We start from the raw sequence: 18,224 nt of genomic DNA, 5'->3' as shown, positions 1-18,224 counted from the left end.
CTGGCGGGGGTCTGGGGGCGGACCCCGGGCACCCAGCACAGCAAACGGTGCCGAGGGAAACCCTGTCGAGCCACCGGCAGGTACGCGGTACCGTTCTTGGTGTCCCGGCCGCACGGCCCCGGGGCCACCGATCCCGTACCGGCGGGTGAACCGGCTACACACATGTACGTGGGGACTCTGTCCTTCGACCTCCTCCTCGGCGACGTCCACTCGCTGAAGGAAAAGCGCTCCGTCGTCCGCCCGATCGTCGCCGAACTCCAGCGGAAGTACGCCGTGAGCGCGGCCGAGGTGGACCACATGAACCTCCACCGGCGGGCCATCATCGGCCTCGCGGCGGTCTCCGGCGACGCGGCCCACCTCACCGACGTACTGGACCGGTGCGAACGGCTGGTCGCCGCCCGCCCCGAAATAGAGCTGCTGTCCGTGCGACGGCGCTTCCACGGCGACGACGACTGACCACAGAACGCAAGAAGAAGAAACAGAACGGGAGACGGACCAGTGGCCGACAACGCGCGGGCGAAAAGGCTGGCGGACCTCATCCGAGAGGTGGTGGCCCAGAAGCTGCAGCGCGGGATCAAGGACCCGCGGCTCGGCTCGCACGTCACCATCACGGACACCCGGGTCACGGGTGACCTGCGGGAGGCGACCGTCTTCTACACGGTCTACGGCGACGACGAGGAGCGGAAGGCCGCTGCCGCGGGCCTGGAGAGCGCCAAGGGCATCCTGCGCTCCGAGGTCGGCCGCGCCGCCGGCGTGAAGTTCACGCCGACCCTCACCTTCGTCGCGGACGCCCTGCCGGACACCGCCCGGACCATCGAGGACCTCCTCGACCGGGCCCGCCAGTCCGACGCGGCCGTTCGGGAGGCGTCCGCCGGCGCCGCGTACGCCGGTGAAGCGGACCCGTACAAGAAGCCGGGCTCCGAGGACGAGACGGACGACACCACGGAATGACCAGCAAGCCCACCCCGCCCGACGGCCTCGTCATCGTCGACAAGCCGTCGGGCTTCACTTCGCACGACGTGGTCGCCAAGATGCGCGGGATCGCCCGAACCCGCCGCGTCGGCCACGCCGGCACCCTCGACCCCATGGCGACCGGCGTCCTCGTCCTCGGCGTCGAGAAGGCGACCAAGCTCCTCGGGCACCTCGCCCTCACGGAGAAGGAGTACCTGGGCACCGTCCGCCTGGGCCAGAACACGATCACCGACGACGCCGAAGGGGAGGTCACCTCCTCCACCGACGCCTCCAAGGTGACCCGGGACGCGATCGACACCGGCATCGCCAAGCTGACCGGCGACATCATGCAGGTGCCGTCCAAGGTCAGCGCCATCAAGATCGACGGCGTACGGTCGTACAAGCGGGCCCGCGAGGGCGAGGACTTCGAGATCCCTGCCCGCCCGGTGACGGTGTCCTCCTTCACGGTGTACGACGTCCGGGACGCCGTGGCCGCGGACGGTACCCCGGTGCTCGACCTGGTCGTCTCGGTGGTCTGCTCCTCCGGCACCTACATCCGCGCCCTCGCCCGCGACCTGGGCGCCGACCTCGGTGTCGGCGGCCACCTCACCGCGCTGCGCAGGACGCGCGTGGGGCCGTACAAGCTGGACTCCGCGAAGACGCTCGACCAGCTCCAGCAGGAGCTGACCGTGATGCCGATCGCCGAGGCCGCCACGGCCGCGTTCCCGCGCTGGGACGTGGACGCCAAGCGGGCCCGGCTGCTCACCAACGGTGTGCGGCTGGAGATGCCCGACGAGTACGCGGGCGCCGGCCCGGTCGCGGTGTTCGGCCCCGACGGCCGATTCCTCGCGCTCGTCGAGGAGCACAAGGGCAAGGCGAAGAGCGTGGCCGTCTTCGGCTGACCAGGATCCGTACGGGTGTCTGCCCGTGGAGCGGCGGCCACGGGGTACTGCCACTGCCGCCGCTCCACGGTCCCCCCTCGGTTCCCCCACCCCTAGGGTGTATCCAGACGCCCCCTCCTATTCACCCGACCGGGCAGGCGCTCGGAGTGAACCGGGGGAGCGGAAGGGGGCGCTTTCGCATCGTGAGCTGTCCCGCTGATCACCGCCCGCCTACCGTCGATGATGAGGGCGCGTGGGTACGGGCGGGGAGGTGCGGCAATGACGGGACGAGTCCGACAGTCCGAAAGCGGCCACCGAACACCGAGGGACGCCACCCACCACGCCGAAGGCAGCTGCGGCGCCGACGCCTTCCGCGATGCCGACGCCGGCGTTGCGGCCCCCGACAGCGGCGCGACCCATGACAGCGCTGCGGCCCCCGCTGATGCTGCGGCCTTCGACGCGATCCGTGCCCAGGCCCTCGTCCAGATCCATGACCTCGCCGGCCGTCCCCGGGGCATCGGCTTCCTCGCCGACCACCACGGCACCCTCCTTACCAGCCACGAGGCCGTCGACGGCCTCGCCCGGGTCGTGCTGCACGCCGCGGGGGGACGGACGTGCGTGGTCGGGGCCGACGCCGTCGTCCCGCTGCCCGCGCGCGGCTTGGCCCTCGTCCGCACCGAGGGCCTGGGCGTACACCCCCTCCCGCTGACCGTGCGGGAGCGGATCGAGGCCGGCACGTACGTCAGGATCGCCGCGGGCTGCTGGCGCGAGGCGCGGGTGCTGGCCGCCACCCAGGTGACGTACACCGCCACGGACCGCTTCCATCTCCTCGATGACGCACTGGAGTTGGCGATCGGCACAGCGGGCCGGGACGCGCTCAGGCTGGGCGGCGGCGCGGCCGGCGGACCGGTACTGGACGCGCGGACCGGCGCGGTGCTCGGCGTCCTGGGCACCGCCCTGCACACCGCGCAGCGCGACGCCGGCTTCGCGGTGCCCCTGCGCACCCCGACTCCCGTGCGCTCCCCGGCAGATGAGCCGACGGTCGCCGATCGCGCCCTCGCCGAACTGCTCGCCCGCAACGAGGCCACCGTGCCCGCCTACGGCGCCGACCTCAACCTCGCCGGCGTCCTGGAACTGACCGCCACCTCCGTGGGCCAGGACGGCCCGCCCGGCGCCCTTGCCAGCTCCGCCGGCCGGGCCGGCGGCACGGGCCCCGGAGTCATGGAGCCGATCGAACGAGCCGCCGTGGCGCGTGAGTTGGCGGCGTTCGCCGAGGGTGAGGGTTCCCGCGCCGTGCTCGGTCTCGTCGGCGCCCCGGGCAGCGGTCGTACGGCCGAACTCGCGGCCCTCGCCGCCCGCCGCAACCGGGGCGAGCGGCCTGCCCCCACGCTGTGGCTGCGCGGCGCCGACCTGCGGGACGCCGACCGCTGCGTGGCCGACGTGGCCCGCCGCACCCTCGACCGAGCCGCCCGTCTCGTCGCCGCGTCCCGCTCCGCGGGCCCAGCCGACCCAGGTGCCCTGGCTGCCCTGGGCGACCTCACGCTCGAGCGCCTGGCCCGTCTCGCGGAACGCGCCGGCCGTCCCCTGCTGCTCCTCTTCGACGGTCCCGAGGAGATGCCGCCCGTCCTCGCCGACCGGCTGCGCGAGTGGACCGAGGGGACCGCCGCGTGGCTGCGGGAGACCGGGGTGCGGCTGGTGGTGGCCTGCCGGGAGGAGTACTGGGAGCACGTGGGCGCCGAGTTCCCCGCGGACCTCCTGCACACCCCGGCCGACGACGTCGCCCCGCTCCCGCCCTGCGTACGGCTGACCGACCTCGCCCCGGAGGAGGCCCGCCGGGCCCGCACCCGCTACGGCATCCCCGACGGCACCCTCATCGACCGCGACGCCCGCCATCCGCTCACCCTGCGCCTCCTGTCCGAGGTCCGCTCGGCTCTGCCTGACGCCCCGGCGGCCCAGGGGCTCGACCGGCACGACGTGTTCGCCGCCCACCTCGACCTGATGTGCCTGCGCGTCGCGGTCCGGCTCGCCGCCGCCAACGGCCTGCGCGGCACGGCCGTACGACGGCTCGCCGCCCGGGTGGCCGGGCAGGTGCACGAGGCCGTCCGGCGCAGCCTCGGCCCCGGGCAGGGCACGCTCGACCGGGAGTCCTTCGAGTCCGTGTTCCCGTGGGGGCCCGCCCCGGCCCGGCTCGGCGGCGGCTCCGGCTGGGCGTCCGCCGTGCTCGCCGAGGGCCTCCTGGTTCCGGCGGGCGGCGGCTACCGCTTCGCGTACGAGGAACTGGCCGACTGGATCCAGGGCATGCACCTCGACCTGGACGAGGCCCTGCACGCCCTGGTCCATCGCCCCCGGAGCCCCCAGGGCGCCCACCCGCTGCCCGTGCCGCACCATCGCGTCGGTCCGGTCGTCCAGTCCCTGCTCCTCCTCGGCCGCGAGTACGGCACCCGCCGACTGTCCTTCAGACTGCGAGAGTTGGCCGACGCCCTGGACCTGGACCCTGCCTCCTGGTGGGCGGCCCGCCTGCTCTCCCGGACCCTGCTCCAGGTACCGGACGCGACGCCGTACCGCGAGGTGCTGCGCCTCCTGGCCGACCGCATCGTCACCTGGCGCCACGCCCGCCGCCCGGTACCGCCCGACTTCGCCCCCGCCTTCTGGTCCACGGTGCCCCTCCCGGACACCGAACGCTTCGCCCTGCTCCAGCGCCTGATCCTGGCGGACGGGACGCCGGTGGGGCCGGGAGAGGGGAGTGGGCGTGAGTGTGCGGGTGGGCGCGCAGGCTGGTCCGATGGCAGCGAGGCGCATGTGAGTGGGCCGGGGACCGCCGCAGCGGGGAGCCGAGGCGACCGTGCCGCCGAGGCCCTGGGTGAGCGGTATCTCGATGCCGTCGCCCGGCTGCTGGCGGCCGCCCCCGCCGCCGTACAGCCGCTGCTCACGCGCTGGTTCGACGACGAGCGGCCGTTGCCCGCGACCCCGCACGCCACCGTGGCGACCGCCGCGCAGGCGCTGCTGCACACGCACCGGAACGGGGCCCTGGACGACCTCACCGAGGCGCTGGTGGCGAGCGCCCACCGGCGGGCCGACGAACTGCTCGCCGTGCTCGCCGAGGACGAGCCCTCGGCCGTGTGCCGGGCCGTCGACCGCTGGGCGCACGACGAGCGCCCCGCCCGCCGGGTGGCCGCCCTCGCCTTCGGGCTGCGCGCCGCCCCGCACGCCCGCTCGGCGGCCGACCGTGCGTTGCTGCGCTACGCCGCCCAGGCCCTGCTCGCCCGCCCCGCCGACAGCACCCTGCACGGCGGCGCCCTCGCCCTCTTGGTCCGCGACCCGCAGACCCGTGTCCAGCACCTGACCGAGGCGCTACGCCACTTCGCCGAGGGCGATCCACAGGTCCCGCCGGACGCCTTGGCCCCGGCCCTGACCACCCATCCCGAACCGGTCCTGGAAGCCTTCCGCGCCCGCCTGCGCGGTGGGCCAGACACCGGAGCGACACTGCGCACGCTTGCCGACCTGACCACCACCGCCGGCCCGCCGCTGGCCCGCCGGGTCACCGCCCTCGTACGCGAGACCGTCGCGCCACGGCCCGAGATCGCCGGGCACGTGGCCGCGTACGTCGGCCGCCTCCTGGAGCACGGCCCCACGATCCGCACCGCGCTGCTGCCGCTGGTCGGCGGCCTCCTCGAGGACGGCTCCGGACAGGCCGACGGCGGTGGACAGGTCCGTGCGGCCCTCGCCGCCGTGCTCGCCGCCTCCGGGTCACCGGCCTCCAGCCCCCTGCGCCGAGAACTGCTGGAACTCCTGCTCGCCCAGGAGCGGGACCCCGCGGTCCTGATGGCGGTTCTGCACACGGCGGTCAGGCAGGGAAGCGAGGGCGGGGAAGGTGGGGAGGCCGAGGGCGGGGAGGCGGAGTCCGCTCGGGACGACGAGGTCCGGGGGCTCGTGCACCGGACCGGCCTGCTCCTCGTCCGTACCCCCGAGGGCGCCACCCGCTTCGACCGCGGCCTGGTCGACCTGGCCCGGCACGTGCCCGGCTTCGCCGCGCGGGTGGCCCGCTGGCTGACCGACACCCCGGACGCCTGGGCGGCCGTCGTGGGCCCCAGCACCCGTCGCATGATCGAGAACCTCGCGGGGATTCGCGTACCGGCATGAGCAACCGCCGCACAGGCTCGAGCCGCCGTGAGCAGCGGTCGTACGGGCCTGAGCCGCCGTCGTACGGGCCGGAGGCGAACGTGCGACCGGTCACAGCCTCCATGCCGATGAGGGCCGACGGCACCCGGCATGGCACCCTTAGACCTGCACAAGAGGTCAACGGTAGACACGGACACAGGTTCGAGGAGCGGTCACAGTGCAGCGCTGGCGTGGCTTGGAGGACATCCCCCAGGACTGGGGGCGCAGCGTCGTCACCATCGGTTCCTACGACGGCGTCCACCGCGGCCACCAGCTGATCATCAAGCATGCCGTCGATCGCGCCCGCCGGCTGGGCGTCCCGGCCGTCGTGGTCACCTTCGACCCGCACCCCAGCGAGGTCGTCCGCCCCGGCAGCCACCCGCCGCTGCTGGCCCCGCACCACCGCCGGGCCGAGCTGATGGGGGAGCTGGGTGTCGACGCGGTCCTCATCCTCCCCTTCACCTCCGAGTTCTCGAAGCTGTCGCCGGCCGACTTCGTCGTCAAGGTCCTGGTCGACAAGCTGCACGCCAAGGCCGTCGTCGAGGGCCCGAACTTCCGCTTCGGCCACCGCGCGGCCGGCAACGTGGACTTCCTCGCCGAGCAGGGCAAGATCTACGACTTCGAGGTCGACATCATCGACCTGTACGTCACCGGAGAGGCGGGCGGTGGGCAGCCGTTCTCCTCGACCCTGACCCGCCGCCTCATCGCCGAGGGCGACGTGGCCGGCGCCCGGGAGATCCTGGGCCGCCCGCACCGCGTCGAGGGCGTCGTCGTGCGCGGCGCCCAGCGCGGCCGTGAGATGGGCTTCCCCACGGCGAACGTCGAGACCCTGCCGCACACCTGCATCCCCGCCGACGGCGTCTACGCCGGTTACCTCCACGTCGAGGGCGAGGCCATGCCGGCCGCGATCTCCGTGGGCACGAACCCGCAGTTCGACGGCACCGAGCGCACGGTGGAGGCGTACGCCATCGACCGCGTCGGCCTGGACCTGTACGGCCTGCACGTCGCTGTCGACTTTCTGGCGTACGTCCGTGGCCAGGCGAAGTTCGAGTCGCTGGAGGCCCTGCTGGAGCAGATGGCCAAGGACGTCGAGCGGTGCCGCCAGATCGTGGCGGCGGACGCGTAGGAACCAGGAAGAGCGAAACGCGAAGGGCGGCCGGTGCGGTGAGCACCGGCCGCCCTTCGTCGTACCGTCCCGCTACTGCGGCGGCTGACCCTGCGGGGGCTGCGCCTGGGGCTGCCCCTGCTCCGGGTATCCGGGCTGCGGCGGATACGGCTGCTGCTGTCCGGGAGCGGCCGGCGGGTACGGCTGAGGCTGCCCTGCGCCGGCCGGCGGGTACGGCTGCCCCTGCTGCGGGTACGGCTGCCCCGGCTCACCCTGCTGCGGCGCGGGGGGCTGCTGGCCCGGTGCGGCCGGCCGGCCGTAGAGGTCCGCGTACGGCTGCCCGGGACCGGCCTGCGGGTAGGGCTGGCCGGGCATGGGCTGTCCCGGCATCGGCTGACCGGGCATGGGCTGCCCCGGCATCGCCTGGCCCGGCATGGGCTGGCCGGGCATCGGCGGGGCGGCGACCGGCGGCGGGTTGCCGTCGCTGGTCCACAGCCCCTGCGACTGCTGGTGCCGTACGAAGTCCTCGGCGACCATGGCGGCGAGGTTGAAGTACGACTCCCGCACCTTCGGCCGCATCATGTCGAGGTCGACCTCGGCGCCGGCGGCCAGATGCTCGTCGAACGGCACCACGACCACACCGCGGCAGCGCGTCTCGAAGTGCGACACGATGTCATCGACCTTGATCATCTTGCCGGTCTCGCGGACTCCGGAGATGACGGTGATCGAACGGGAGACGAGGTCGGCGTACCCGTGCGCGGACAGCCAGTCCAGCGTCGTACTGGCGCTGCTCGCACCGTCCACCGACGGCGTGGAGATGATGATGAGCTGGTCGGCGAGGTCCAGCACGCCGCGCATCGCGCTGTACAGCAGGCCGGTGCCCGAGTCGGTGAGGATGATCGGGTACTGCTTGCCGAGCACGTCGATGGCGCGCCGGTAGTCCTCGTCGTTGAACGTGGTCGAGACGGCCGGGTCGACGTCGTTGGCGATGATCTCCAGACCGGAGGACGCCTGGGACGTGAACCGGCGGATGTCCATGTACGAGTTCAGGTACGGGATCGCCTGGACCAGGTCACGGATGGTCGCCCCGGTCTCGCGACGCACGCGGCGGCCGAGCGTGCCGGCGTCCGGGTTCGCGTCGATGGCGAGGATCTTGTCCTGCCGCTCGCTGGCGAGGGTGGAGCCGAGGGCCGTGGTCGTGGTCGTCTTGCCGACGCCGCCCTTGAGGCTGATGACCGCGATCCGGTAGCAGGACAGCACCGGCGTGCGGATCAGCTCCAGCTTCCGCTGCCGCTCGGCCTCCTCCTTCTTCCCGCCCAGCTTGAACCGGGACGCCGCCGCGTTGGGGCGCCCGCTCTTCGCCTTCTGCCTCTTGTTGTTGAGCAGCCGGTCCGAGGACAGCTCGACGGCCGCGGTGTAACCGAGCGGCGCGGCACCCGGGTTGGTCATCTGCCGCTGGTCGTGCTGTATGGGCTGCGGCCAGGCGGCACCGACCCGGGGGTCGACGGCCTGCTGCGGAGCCTGAGCGGCCTGGGCGGCCTGTGCAGCCTGAGCGGCGGCGGCTTGGGCGGCTGCCTGTGCGGCGGCCTCGGGGCCCTGCGAGGGCAGCGGCTGCGGCTGCTGGCCCGGGTTCGGGAAGCCGTAACCACCCTGCTGAGCCGGGGGGTTGGGGGTGCCGGGCGGGGGGAACCCGTAGCCGGCCTGGGCGTTGGGCTCACTCGGGTTCGGCTGGGGCGCCTGGGGCGCCGGAGGTGCGGGGAAGCCGTAACCGCCGGGCTGCGCCTGGGCGTTGGGGGAGTCCGGGGCCGGCTGCGGCGCAGGAGGCGGCGGGAAGCCGTAACCACTCGGTGGGGTGGGGCCCGTGGGGACGCCCGGAGTGCCGGGGACCCCGGGGGTGCCAGGGACGTAGGGCTGGCCGGGCTGGCCGGGCTGGTTCCAGGCGGCGGGCGCGGGCTGCGGCGCCTGTGGCTGGAACGGCGGCTGCTGCGCGGGCACACCGGCGGGAGCCTGGGCCGCCGCCGGCTGCGGCTGACCCGGCACCGGGCCGGGCTGCGGCGCTGCGGGCTGCGGGGGCCACTGGGCCGCCGGGGCCGGGGCGGCGGGCTGGTACGACGGCGGCAGCGGGGGCAGCCCGTCCTGCGGCGGCGCGGGCGGGGGAGCCCAGGCAGCCGGTGCGTCCTGCGGGGCAGGCGCAGGGGCAGGGACAGGGGCGGGAGGAGCGGCCGGTGCGTCCTGAGGCGCGGTCGGAGCGGCGGGGACCGCGTCCTGCGGTGCGGGGAAGGGCGCGGGGGGCGCGTCCTGCGGGGTTGCGCTCTCGGGCGTGCCGGGCTCGGGAGCGCCGCTGTCGGGCGCGCTGCCCTGAGCCGAGCTGTCCTGGGGTTCCTGCGGAGTGGCGTCCTGGGGCGCGGTGCCCTCTTCGGCCTCGGGGGAGTCGTCGCCCTCGGCCTTGATGTCGCCGGGGACGTCGTTCCCGTCCTCAACCCCGGCCTGATCCTCGGCAGACACCGAGGAAGCCGACGCGTCGGCACCCGCGCCCCCGGCCTCCTCAGCCGCGCCGCTCTCGCTACCGGCGTCCTCCTGCTCGGCCTTGTCCTTCTCGACGCCCAGCACGGAACCGGCCGCACCGAGGCCCTCCGGCGAAGAAGTCTCCGACTCGGCCTCAGTCCTGGTCTCAGCCTCAGTCTCAGTCTCGGCCTTGTCCTCAGCCTCGGCCGAACCGGCACCCTCCCCGGAGCCCTCGCTCGCAGGCTCGGTGGCGTTCAGCTCGGCAGCCGCGCGCTCGGCGATCTCCGCGATCTCCCGCTTCAGGGCGACGGCGGAGAACCGCATCGTCGCCCCGCTCTCCAAGTCACCGTTGCTCGCCTCGGCCTCAGGCACGGATGGCATGGACGGCGCGGACGGAGCGACCGGAGCGGAAGGAGCCGGAACCTGCTGCGGGAACGCCTGGGGCGGCTGAGGCGGCTGCTGCGACTGCTGCGGCTCGAACCCGGCCGGCAGCTTCGGCACCGGGACGGGATTGCCGACCGGCGGCGCGGGCGCAGCGTACGGCGCACCGGGACCCGCGGCCGGAGTCGCAGCCGAAGTCGGAGCCGGCGCAGGCGGCTGCGCGGCGAAGGGCGCCCCGGGCGCCGGCGCAGGAGGCGCAGGAGGCGCGGGCGGCGCCGGCGGGGTGAACGGAACACCGGGCGCCGGCGCACCGGACACCGGCGCAGGGGCGGCCGGCGGGAACGGCGGAACCGGCGCGCCCTCCTGGCCGACGCCGGCCACACCGGAACCGTATGGGCCACCGGCGCCACCATGAGCGTCCCCCGCACCGGCGGCACCACTCGCCCCGACCGGACCCGAAGCCGCCGCAGGCGCACCCCCCGCGGCCCCGGCCCCGGTCGCTCCGCTCGCCCCGGACGCGTTCTGCGTGTACCAGGCGGGCGGGGCGTAGTCGATGGTGAACTCGCCCGTGGTCTCGACGGCCGACTCCGCGTCGGGCTGGTCATCGTCGGGTGTGGCCCAGCCCCCGCGGATCCCGTCCCGATCGCTGCTCACAGTTCCTCCTGGTGTGGTCGCGCACCCTCATGGCGTGCCGAGGCGACCAAGTCGTGTTCGTTCAAGTCGTCCGTAGTGGGTTCGGGGCAGTCCGATCCACCGGCTCTCCCCCTTGGGACGACGCCCGGTGTCCACGGGTTCTGGCATCGCGCCCGTTCCCAGCCTAATCACCGGAAGGCACACCTCGGCAGGCCCGCCCGCCTCTCGCCGCCCGCCCACCGGCTCGGACCGCATCCGTACACGCCCCGCCAACCCCGCCCCCTGTCACGGCAATCAGGGAGCAAACGGCGGACAAGGGGCGAACACGCGACGCGCAATCACCGCACCCGCGGCGAACAAACCGGACAGGAAAGGTCAGTTCAGTCCATCCGGCGCGGGGTGCCCAACAATCCGATCTCGGCGTCGGTGGGTTGGGTCATCACATACTGCCGGTCACGGTCAGTGCACCACAGCGTGACGCCGTCGGGCAGCGTCGGCAGCGACTCCACCTCGGTCCTGGACAGCCCCACGGTGCGCCCGAGTTCCGCGGCCTCGTCCGGCGAGACTCGCTGGATCCCCGCGAGCCGCGCCTGCCGCAGCAACCGGGGCGCCACCGGGCTGAGATACGGCAACAGGGTCAGCACCGACTGCCACGGCCCGCCCACCACCCGCCCGCGCGGGGGCCGCATGCCGCAGTCCCGCACCACCAGCACGGGTGTGCCGGCCGACGCACCCTGGGGCGGCACCCGCCCGACGTCGTACACGGCGAGCCCGTTCTGCCCGCCGCCCATGGCGTGCACCATCTGCATCCAGGCCTGCGGCCGGCCGGTCTCCACGGCCACCCGCGCGCCTGTCGCCGCCGTCCGCAGCGCCAGCACCTGGGCCGTCCACAGGCCGCCGATCAGGACGACGTCGTACGGAGTGGGCCGGTTGATGCCGAGCACGGCCGGCTGGCCCTCGGCGTCCACGCCGGCGACCACCCCGTCGTCCCCGATGGGCAGGGCGAGCGCGTCGAGTTCCGGCCCGGGCAGCGAGTGCCGTCCGTGCCGGGGCCCGATCAGCCCGAGCCCGTGCCGCAGCCGCTCGCCGGCCCGCCGCACCCTGGACGTCCCGGGCGCCGCCGGCATTCCCGGCGCCCCCGCGCCGTCCGCGCCCGGCCCGGCCGGGGCCGCTGTCGTCGTCGGAATCGTCACCGCGCACCTCCCAGGGGCAACGTGGCCAGCATGCCGGGCAGTTGCTCACGGTCCAGCCGGGCCAGCCCGGCCCCGGCCTGCCGAGCCGCACTCTCCAGCGCACGCCGCGCCGCGACGAGTTCGTCGTCACTGCGCCCGGTCACCCGCAGATGCCCGCACAGCGACACCTCTTGCCGCTCCCCGCGCGCGAGGGTGAGGCTGAACGTGGTGGCCAGCGCCGGGATCGCGGTGACCCGGGCGACGAACTGCGGCAGCGACTCGCCCCGGGCGCCGCCCAGTTGGGGCCAGCGTCTGACCCAGTACGTGGTGTGTCGCCGGTTGTCGCAGCGCCAGCTGCGCCCGGACTCCTCCGTCCGCCGCTCCCGCGTCTCGGCGCGCCCCGCCTCGGCGGTGACCAGGGGGTTGGCGCAGGCCGAGGTGGCGAGCGCGGCGATCAGCTCCTCCTCGTCGAGCACGGTCGCCCGGAAGCCCGCGCCGGTCAGCCGGCTCGCGAGATGGTCCGCGATCCGCACCACGCACTTCTGCGCCCCGAGCAGCCCGCCCCCGCGCGCGGCCACGGCCTCCGCGCACAGCTCCGGATCGAGCTTTAGCGCGATCCAGGTGATGCGCACCGCCGGGGCGCCCGTCTGCTCCTGGAGCGGCACATAGTTGGCGACGGCCACGGACTGCTGGGGCAGATGCAACGCGGGGGCCGGCTGCGTGTGCAGCACGACCTGCGCCGACTCCAGCCGTATCCCGTCCACCTCCAGCGCGTCCCGCACCAGCCCCAACGGCAGCGGCTGCCGGCTCCGCTCGGCCCGCAGCGCGGTCGCGTCGGCCTCCACCTGCAGCACGGCCGTCAGAAAGGTGCCGTCCCCGGCCATTCCTACCGGCCGCCGGTCCCGGCCCCCGTACGAGTAGGTCCGCAGCGCGGGCTCGCACTCGAGCGCCGGCACCAGCGCCGGCTCCGTGCCCGGCGGAATGGGCGTCCCGGCGGCGCGCCGTTGACGTACCTTCAACTGCCGGGCCGTAGCCACCCATTCAGGGACCGACCGACCTCTGCGGCGCACCACCGCGAGCAGCACCAGCGCCACCGCGACCGGCGCCGCCGCGACCAGCGCCCAGGGGGCGATCACCCACCCGACCACCAGCACCGCGGCCGCCAGCTCCAGCAGCACAAGCCGTTGCATCCGGAACGAACCGCCCCGGCCGGGCGAGGTTCTGAAATGGGACGCACCGGCACCGGTCGGCCGTCGCGCGCTCCCGCCGGTCGTCCGGGCCGCGTCGGGAGAGGACGTACGAGAGGCCTCGCCCCGCGCCCGGCCACGCGATCGCACCCGTGTACCGGAAGCCATCACAGAATCCCCCCGCATTGCTCACAACTGGCTGGTCCGGACTTCGCACTTGAGCCCCTCCAAGGCCCCGGTACCCTACCCGCTCGACCAGCCCCCACGGACACCATGCATAGTAGGGGGCCGGTCTGACATCGCGGCGCGGGACGGCTGCCCACCGGCGCGAGACGGGGAGAAGCAGGCACCAATGGCATCACAGCGGGACGAACTCAACGCCTACGCGTTCGCGAAGCGACACGCCCCGGCCGCGCCCTCCGCCCCCGGCGCCGCAGAGACGCCGGCCTCCCTGACCTCCCCGGCTTCCCCGGCCTCGGCCCGTCCAAGGACCCGGTCCCAGACCCCCTCCTAGACCCCAGGCCCCCTCCTGGACCCCATCCCCAGGCCCCGTCCTGGACCCCCTCCCAGCCCCCACCCCCAACCCTCATCCCGCCGGAAGGACTTCTCAGCGTGAGCTTCGGCCCGCCCCCGTCGATCTACACCGAATCCGCGCGCGTCGCGGACGAATCCCGGACCAGACGCCGCAGGCGCCGGATCGGCGGAGTGGCCGCGGCGGCGGTCGCCCTCTGCCTGGGCGCGGGGCTGGTCGTCTGGGTGCAGTCGGGCGACGACGGGAACGACAAGTCCGGGCCGGTGGCGGTCGAGCAGGCCCCGGACGAGATACGCGAGACCGTCGAGAAGGCCCCCAGCTCACCCGAGGGCCAGATCGTCGTCGAGCAGAAGGAAGCGAAACTCACCGCCGACACGCGCTACGCGCCCGGCACATGGGCCACCGGCAAGATCCTCGCGCGGGGCGTGAAGAACCGGATCGAGGGCTACAAGATCGAGCCCGATGGCGGCGACACGGCCTGGACCCTCAAGCTCGACGGCCACATCTGCGCCACCAGCCGTGACGTCACCGCCGACGGCCGGACCGCGGTCGTCGTCCAGACCGCGCACGTCAACGACGAGGGCGCGAAGATGTGTGACGAGGTGGTGTTCGTCGACCTGAACACCGGCAAGAAGGTCTGGCAGCAGAAGATGCCGGGGGCCGACTTCGCCTACGTCACCAACACCAACATCGCCCTGACCAAGGGCGTGGTGGCCGTCGCCTGGGGCAAGGGGTCGGTGGCCTACGGCATGGACAAGGGCAAGCGGCTGTGGAACACCACGATCGCGTCCGAGTGCCACGACATGGGCTATGCCGGCGGCCGCGCTCTCCTGGCACTCGTCACCTGCGGCCGGTCGTCCGACACCACCTATCGGGTGGAGAAGCTGGACGCGCGTACCGGCAAGGTCGTGTGGAAGTACCAGGTGGCGCGCGGCATCCAGGGCGTCTACCTGGCGTCCTCCGAGCCGCCCGTGGTCGCCGTCGAGGCCGGGGACATCGACGTGACCGACCTGATCACCCTCGACGGGAAGAGCGGTGAGCGCACGGCCACGATCTCGATGAGCGGGTTCGACCCCAAGTGCGGCAGGACGACGTACGACAACGGGTTCTTCGGCGTGGTCGACAAGTGCGACGGCGTGGTCGTCGGGCGCGATCGGCTCTTCGTCATGAGCAAGGAGGGCACCGACATCAAACAGCCCTCCGACCAGATCGTCGCGTTCGACGTGAAGAGCGGCGCCACCGCCGGCAAGTTCTGGGGCCGTCCCTTCCAGATGGTCATCCCTGTCCGCATGAACGGCGACGACCTCATCCTCTACCGGCGCAGCATCGACGACGTCCAGCCCGCGGCGGTGGTCGACTGGAACCCCCGCACGGACAAGGAGACCCCGTATCTCCTCTTCCAGCTCCCGGAGGACGACGAGGACACACTCAGTGACCCTGAGCAGTCCGACATCGTCTACGAGCAGGGCCACGTCTTCTTCGGCCCCAGGGCACTGGAGCGCGACGACAAGAACCCGACGTACCCGGTGCTTTCGGTGATGGGCGTGGGAAGCGCCGGCCTGAAGCACTGAGTCGGCCCCGGCGAGGGACGGGCGCGCCCCGGCGAGGTACGGGCACGCCCGCCCCCCGCCGGAACGAGCCGTTGCAGACGAAACCAACCAGCAGCACAAGCCCCTTGAGGGGCCGGAAACCGTACCCACTCCGATGGCCCCTTCCCCGTACCGGGCATAGTAGGGGCCGGGTCCGACAACGGAGGGCGGGGGAGCGTGGTCCCCGGCGCGCTCCACGTGAGAACACGGGGAGAAACGGGCACAGATGGCATCTCGGCGGGACCAACTCAACGCCTACACCTTCGCGAAGCGCCGCATGCTCGCGTCGTTCGTGCAGTCGTCACCGGATGCCTCGGACGAGGGGGCGCCCCGTCCGCTCCGGGCGGTGCTGCCCGGTGCGATCGTCGGCGCGGTCGTCCTGGCGGTCTTCGGCGCCTGGGGCATGTTCAAGCCGACGGCACCGCAGGGCTGGGACGCCCCCGGCCAGAAGGTGATCATCGCCAGCAAGTCGACCACGCGGTACGTGGTGCTGAAGACCAGGGGCAAGGTCCAGCTCCACCCGGTGCTCAACATGGCGTCCGCCAAGCTCGTCCTCGACACCCAGAGCGGCGTCGACGTCGTCACCGTCGACGAGTCGATCCTCGACAACGGCAAGATCCCGCACGGCGTCACCATCGGCATCCCCTACGCGCCCGACCGCCTGCCCTCCGACACGGAGGCCGGGGCCACGAAGCGCTGGGCCGTCTGCGAACGCCCCAGCGGCAGCGGCGACTCCATCCAGAAGGCCGCGTTCGTCCTGGCCGCCCGCGACCGGGACCGGACCGAGGGCGCCAGGCAGAAGCTGCATGGCGGCGAACTGCTCTATGTCGTCACGCCCGACAAGACCCGCTACATCGTGGACGCGCGGGGCTGGGCGTACAAGGTGGACAGCACGGACGCGCTGCTGCTGCGGACCCTTGTGGGTGACAACCGCGAACCCCAGCACGTCACCAAGGAGTGGATCGAGACCCTGCACCAGGGCGACCCTGTCGGCTTCCCGCGGATCACCGATAGGCCGGCGGCCGCCGCGCACGCCCCCGGTCAGCTGGACAGCCGGGCCAACCGCGTCGGCATGGTGCTCAGGGCCCCGGTCAACGGCAAGGAGCAGCACTACGTGGTGCTGCCGGGCCGGGTCGCCCCGATCTCCGACTTCGTCGCCGAGCTGCTCCTGGCCAGCAAGGACCTGGTGAAGCTCGGCCAGACCGGACACGCACAGGAGGTCAGCTCGGGCGCCGTCGTGCCGGGGCAGCCGTTCGGCACCGAGCACACATGGCCCACCGAGACGCCCAGCGCGGTCAACGAGGCCTCCACCGCGAAGGGCAGCCGCAACACCATCTGCACCGTCCTGCGCGACGTCAACGCGAAGAACGGCGACACCACACTGAGCACCTGGGCGGGCACGGACTTCCCGGCGGTCCTGGCCACCGGCTCCTCCAGCGCGTACGTCACCGCGGGCTCCGGCCAGCTCTACCGCCAGTTCCAGGGCAAGGAAACCAAGGCCGGCCCGGTCTTCCTGGTCACCGACACCGGCCTGCGCTACGCCCTGCAGTCCAACGACGACAGCGCCACCGACGACGCCGGCATCGGCATCACGGCCAAGCAGCGCGAGCAGCTCCAGCAGGAGGCCAAGCTGGCGCAGACCCACCTCGGATACGCCAACGTGGATCCCGCCCCGATTCCCGCCGCCTGGTCGGAGTTCCTGCCGACGGGCCCCCGCCTGTCGACGGCGGACGCCCGCCAGCCGCAGGGTTCGTGAGAGGTACGTCCATGTCCTCCACCCACGTCACCGCCCACCCCCGCCTCCGCATCGGTACGACGCTCACGGCGGCCCTGGCCACGGCCGCCGCCGGCACCCTGCTGACGGCACCGCAGGCGGCCGCCGACTCCGGCTCCGACCAGTGCACGTTCGCCAAGACCAACCACATGTACGCCGGCACGCCCTGGGCCCTGCAGCGCGTCATGCTGGACGAGCTGTGGAGCCAGTCGAAGGGCAAGAACGTCAGGGTCGCCGTCATCGACACCGGCGTCGACACGGCCAACCCGCAGCTCACCCACGCCGTGGCCGGCTCGCTGGGCAAGAACCTCCTGCCCGCCAAGGACAGCAAGGGCCAACCGGTCGACGGCGCCAAGTCCAAGGCCACCACGGACACGGTCGGCCACGGCACACGCGTGGCCGGCATCATCGCCGCCCGCCCCATGCGGGGCACCGGCTTCGTCGGGCTGGCCCCGCAGGCGACGATCGTCCCGATCAAGCAGAACGACGCCGAGGGCCACGGCACGGCCAACACCCTGGCCGGCGCCATCCGCCACGCGATCAAGGCCAAGGTCCAGGTCATCAACATCTCCCAGGACACCGCGAACGCGGTCGCACCGGCGGAGGACCTGCACAGGGCGATCGACGAGGCCCTCGCGCACGAGATCGTCGTGGTCGCCTCGGCCGGCAACGACGGCCTGGGCGGCAACGTCAAGAAGACGTACCCGGCGTCGTACGACGGCGTCCTGGCCGTCGCCGCATCGGACCGCAACAATGAACGCGCGGCCTTCTCCCAGTCCGGCGACTTCGTCGGCGTCGCCGCGCCCGGCGTCGACATCGTCTCCACGGTCCCCCAGGGCGGCCACTGCTCCGACAACGGCACCAGCTTCTCCGCCCCGTACGTCGCCGGTGTCGCCGCGCTCATCAAGTCCAAGCACCCCGACTGGACCGCCCGCGAGGTCGTCGCCCAGATCGAGCAGACCGCCGAACGCTCCATCGCCGGCCACGACCGCCTGGTCGGCTGGGGCGTCGTCGACCCCGTCCGCGCCCTCACGGAGGACGATCACCCGATCGAGTCCCCCCACCCCGACCCCGGCCTCACCCATGCGGAGGCCCCCACCGTCGCCCGACTCACCCTCGGCGAAACCCCCGCACAACGCAACGCCCGCCTGGCCACCTACGTGGCCATCGGCGTGGGAGTGCTCGTGGCGGGGCTCGCCGGGGCGGCGGTCGCGATCCGCGACGCGCGACGGCGGGGCGGCCGGCAGGGCAAGCTCAGAGGTGTGAATGATGCGTGAGGAGGTGCTTGGCTGGTGCAGGGCTGTCACATAAGGGAGTTGGGGCTGTCAGTTCGGTTGGCTACAGTGGCTCCGTTGC

11 protein-coding genes are annotated in these 18,224 nt (G+C 73.4%); 8 read left to right on the top strand and 3 right to left on the bottom strand.

The window, feature by feature from the left end; all coding sequences use genetic code 11:
- The first annotated feature begins 162 nt into the window (after positions 1-162).
- The 5 genes from ABZ865_RS25540 (at position 163) to ABZ865_RS25520 (ending at position 7,116) form a co-directional block, all read left to right on the top strand.
- Positions 163-456 carry a DUF503 domain-containing protein gene (locus tag ABZ865_RS25540; RefSeq protein ID WP_361234688.1) on the top strand — a complete coding sequence of 98 codons (294 nt, stop codon included), beginning with the start codon at positions 163-165 and terminating at the stop codon, positions 454-456.
- A gap of 42 nt (positions 457-498) precedes the next feature.
- Positions 499-951, top strand: a complete 453-nt coding sequence (gene rbfA, locus ABZ865_RS25535) for a 30S ribosome-binding factor RbfA (protein ID WP_361234685.1) — start codon at positions 499-501, stop codon at positions 949-951.
- Positions 948-1,853, top strand: coding sequence for a tRNA pseudouridine(55) synthase TruB (gene truB / locus ABZ865_RS25530; protein WP_361234682.1), 906 nt, complete (start codon positions 948-950; stop codon positions 1,851-1,853). Before rbfA ends, truB begins: the two co-directional genes overlap by 4 nt.
- Positions 1,854-2,111: 258 nt before the next feature.
- Complete coding sequence (locus ABZ865_RS25525; RefSeq protein ID WP_361234679.1) at positions 2,112-5,972, top strand: trypsin-like peptidase domain-containing protein; 3,861 nt, start codon at positions 2,112-2,114, stop codon at positions 5,970-5,972.
- A 196-nt stretch (positions 5,973-6,168) separates the two neighbouring features.
- Positions 6,169-7,116: a bifunctional riboflavin kinase/FAD synthetase gene (locus ABZ865_RS25520; RefSeq protein ID WP_361234676.1), complete on the top strand. Its 948-nt coding sequence runs from the start codon at positions 6,169-6,171 to the stop codon at positions 7,114-7,116.
- 72 nt (positions 7,117-7,188) lie between these two features.
- On the opposite strand, the gene ABZ865_RS25515 is transcribed toward ABZ865_RS25520, so the two are convergent.
- From ABZ865_RS25515 to eccE, 3 genes are all read right to left on the bottom strand, one after another.
- Positions 7,189-10,635, bottom strand: a complete 3,447-nt coding sequence (locus ABZ865_RS25515) for an SCO5717 family growth-regulating ATPase (protein WP_361234673.1) — start codon at positions 10,633-10,635, stop codon at positions 7,189-7,191.
- A 359-nt stretch (positions 10,636-10,994) separates the two neighbouring features.
- Entirely contained in the window at positions 10,995-11,741 is a 747-nt protein-coding gene (locus ABZ865_RS25510) for a hypothetical protein (RefSeq protein ID WP_361235433.1), read from the bottom strand.
- A 62-nt stretch (positions 11,742-11,803) separates the two neighbouring features.
- Positions 11,804-13,141: a type VII secretion protein EccE gene (gene eccE, locus ABZ865_RS25505; RefSeq protein ID WP_361234670.1), complete on the bottom strand. Its 1,338-nt coding sequence runs from the start codon at positions 13,139-13,141 to the stop codon at positions 11,804-11,806.
- 444 nt (positions 13,142-13,585) lie between these two features.
- Between eccE and ABZ865_RS25500 the strand changes: the two genes are divergently transcribed.
- The 3 genes from ABZ865_RS25500 to mycP all read left to right on the top strand — a co-directional run bounded on the left by ABZ865_RS25500 (position 13,586) and on the right by mycP (position 18,145).
- Complete coding sequence (locus tag ABZ865_RS25500) at positions 13,586-15,076, top strand: PQQ-binding-like beta-propeller repeat protein (RefSeq protein ID WP_361234667.1); 1,491 nt, start codon at positions 13,586-13,588, stop codon at positions 15,074-15,076.
- A gap of 244 nt (positions 15,077-15,320) precedes the next feature.
- Entirely contained in the window at positions 15,321-16,850 is a 1,530-nt protein-coding gene (gene eccB, locus ABZ865_RS25495) for a type VII secretion protein EccB (RefSeq protein ID WP_361234665.1), read from the top strand.
- An 11-nt stretch (positions 16,851-16,861) separates the two neighbouring features.
- Complete coding sequence (mycP, locus tag ABZ865_RS25490; RefSeq protein WP_361234662.1) at positions 16,862-18,145, top strand: type VII secretion-associated serine protease mycosin; 1,284 nt, start codon at positions 16,862-16,864, stop codon at positions 18,143-18,145.
- Positions 18,146-18,224 lie beyond the last annotated feature (79 nt).

The organism is Streptomyces sp. NPDC047085 (genome assembly GCF_040643735.1).
GTDB lineage: Bacteria > Actinomycetota > Actinomycetes > Streptomycetales > Streptomycetaceae > Streptomyces.
Note: the sequence above shows the minus strand (reverse complement) of the source record. Positions and strands in the feature narration are given on the sequence as shown.